Raw genomic sequence first — 2,856 nt, forward strand, 5'->3', positions numbered from 1 at the left:
CCAAAAACGTTGTGTGCCAACCCTGCATCGTGAACCTCAAAAGTGGGAGGCCACCATACCCGTTTACAAAGTGAACAGGAAAGTCAATGAAATCAACGATCTACCAACACCACCTCCGCGCCAGTGCTAGCTTTTCGTACCGTCACTTATTGCACTGAAAACGAGGAGACCCCGAGTGGCGTTACCGCATCGCTCGCCAACTGCCGGATGCTGGTGTCCGTGTCGGCGTCTTGGAGGGACGTCAGGTCGATCAGTCCCAATAGAAATGCCGGATCGGATGAAGGGTGCATGGACGGACTCATGATTGATCGATTTGTCACAGCGAATGATATAAATATAACAAACGGATGTGTGTTCATCAAGGGGCATCCGCTGCGATCACTTGGCAACGGTCGCAGCGCAACGCAACTGGCTTGCGTTGGACCAAACGCCGTTCGGGCGTGTGGGCACGCGCGGCACATCGGGAAAACCCCCTTTTATGATTCTCACATGATTGTTATCTTGATAACAAATATGAAGTTATCAAGATAACATGCCTGTTCGACATCAACCCGCGCTTCACCGTGGGCGCAGCTGCCATGAGGCTGAGCGTCTGCGTTGCTTCGCGGAGCGCTCCGCAGACATGGCCCGCGATGCGGCTGGAGGTCGCTGGAAACGTGGGACGGCATATCAAGGGGACCAGCCAACAGCTACGTATCGCATATCCCCGTGCGTCACTTGTACGTAGCGCCATCACTCACATCCACATTGCGTGTTGAACGCGAGGAGACTTCCATGGAAACAAGAAGAGCGCGAACGGGGTCGGGAAAAAGCTACTACTCGATGCTTGCAGGAGGAATTGCTGCCTCGATTCTCTTGAGCGCCTGCGGTGGCGGCGGGGACAACGTAGCGTCGATCGCCCCACCCAGCACACCGGCTGCCAACATTGCCCAGATCGACAGTGGGACGATCGAAGGAGTGATCGAGACTGGTCGTGTCAGCTTCAAAGGAATTCCCTACGCACAAGCTCCCGTGGGAAACCTGAGGTGGAAGCCGCCACAACCTGCGAAGAGTTGGCAGGGCACCCGGCCCGCCAAGCAGTTCGGCAATGACTGCATGCAAACCGTCACGAACGCCAATACGGTGGGTACTTCGGAGGATTGCCTCTACATCAATGTTTTCAAACCGACCACCGCGAAGCCCGGAGACAAGTTGCCTGTGCGTGTCTGGATTCATGGGGGCGGCTTCGCGTTTGGGGCATCGTCCGATCCAATCTACGACAACCCCGGGGATCCCAAGGAAGGTATCGTCTACGTCAACTTCAACTACCGTGTGAACGTGTTTGGGTTTCTGGCCCATCCGGGCTTGACTGCCGAATCCCCCGACAAGGCATCGGGCAACTATGGCCTGATGGACCAGATCGCTGCGTTGAAGTGGGTCCGTTCGAACATCGCGCAGTTCGGTGGTGATCCGGATAACGTCACGCTCAATGGAGAGTCCGCAGGAGCCTCATCGATTGGGTACCTGCTCGTCTCGCCGCTGGCCAAGGGGCTGTTCAAGCGGGTCATCATGCAAAGCACATACGGCTTTCATCCTCAGAAGACCCTGGCTCAGGCCGAGCAATGGTCGGTGCAACGCTACGGAAGCGACATCGCCGCGCTACGTGCGCTTCCGGCGAGCCAGCTCCTGAAGATGAATGTTCCCGCAAGTGGAATCGCGATCGATGCGCCAATCTATGGCAATGAGGACTGGGAGCCGAACATCGATGGGCTGGTCCTGAAGAAGAGCATCCGACAGGCCTGGAAGGATGGCGATTTCAGCACGGCCGACATGATGATCGGCGACAACGAGAACGAAGGCTACCTCTTCATGATGATCAGGGGTCCTTTGGTGACACCCGAGCAGAAGACGGTGGCAAACTTCCAATCGCTCCTGAGATCAACGTACGCTGAATCTCCGGAGGAAGCGTTGAGCGTCTATCCCGTTGCCTCGGACAATGATGTGTTGGAGCAGTTGTCATTCGCCTACGGAGACGCCGCGTTCCACAACTCGTCGCGCGAGATGAGTCGCTACATGGTGACGAGAACCCCCAACGTCTACCGCTATCTGTTCACGAAGCACTCCGCCAGTCCCTACATGATCAATGGCAAGCCTGTCGCCACCCACTTCGACGAGGTGCCGTATGTGTTTGGAGGTGTCAGTACAGGCGAAAAATACGCACCTTCGGATGTTGCGACATCCATCGCAATGCAGGAGGCGTGGCGCCGCTTCATCAAGACCGGCAATCCCAACGGCGGCAAGGTCGTCTGGCCCGCATACGATGCAACGGATCCGCACCTTGAGTTTGGAGATGCCGGGCAAACGATCGGCGCCGGACACAGAAACGCAGCTCTCGACCTGGTCCTCAAGCATCTGGACGTCATCGAGCCCCTGCACTGACCTCATCGTGCGTGGCTGAAGAAAAGCGGGCGATCTCGCATGGGCGGGCGCCCGCAGACCTTGCAGGCGCCCAAGGGACGGAGGACTCGCGTCGCCCCCTGGCGTCTTGATCAACGCAAGGTCTTCAGGCCATTCTCGGAAATGACACCGCTGAAGTCGGCCACCTGCGCAAAGAGTGCTGGCCGCAGTCGCCCCAACTTGCTCTCGTCGATCACAAGGTAGCTCGCGCTGGCGCTGTGCATGGCCTGCTGCTTGATCGGTACTTGGGGTCTCCTCGTTTTCAGTGCAATAAGTGACGGTACGCAAAGCTAGCACTGGCGCGGGGGTGGTCTGGGTAGACCGTTGATTTCATTGACTTTCCTGTTCGCTTTGTAAACGGGTATGGTGGCCTCCCACTTTTGAGGTTCACGATGCAGGGTTGGCACACAACGTTTTTGG

General features: G+C 57.2%; 2 protein-coding genes. One reads left to right on the forward strand and one right to left on the reverse strand.

The window, feature by feature from the left end:
* Positions 1-774 precede the first annotated feature (774 nt).
* Positions 775-2,418: a carboxylesterase/lipase family protein gene (locus tag ABFX23_RS17340; RefSeq protein WP_346034131.1), complete on the forward strand. Its 1,644-nt coding sequence runs from the start codon at positions 775-777 to the stop codon at positions 2,416-2,418.
* Between the two features lie 110 nt (positions 2,419-2,528).
* On the opposite strand, the gene ABFX23_RS17345 is transcribed toward ABFX23_RS17340, so the two are convergent.
* The gene (locus ABFX23_RS17345) at positions 2,529-2,660 is read right to left on the reverse strand and encodes a sugar phosphate isomerase family (RefSeq protein WP_346034132.1); all 132 of its coding nucleotides are present in this window, start codon (positions 2,658-2,660) and stop codon (positions 2,529-2,531) included.
* Between the last annotated feature and the right edge of the window lie 196 nt (positions 2,661-2,856).

Origin of the sequence: Erythrobacter westpacificensis (assembly GCF_039542285.1) — a bacterium.
Lineage (GTDB): Bacteria > Pseudomonadota > Alphaproteobacteria > Sphingomonadales > Sphingomonadaceae > Alteraurantiacibacter > Alteraurantiacibacter westpacificensis.

What these genes read in the sequence shown, in the direction of transcription:
- ABFX23_RS17340 (WP_346034131.1), top strand. Translation starts at nt 775, where the DNA reads ATGGAAACAAGAAGAGCGCGAACGGGGTCGGGAAAAAGCTACTACTCG.
- ABFX23_RS17345 (WP_346034132.1), bottom strand. Translation starts at nt 2,660, where the DNA reads ATGCACAGCGCCAGCGCGAGCTACCTTGTGATCGACGAGAGCAAGTTG.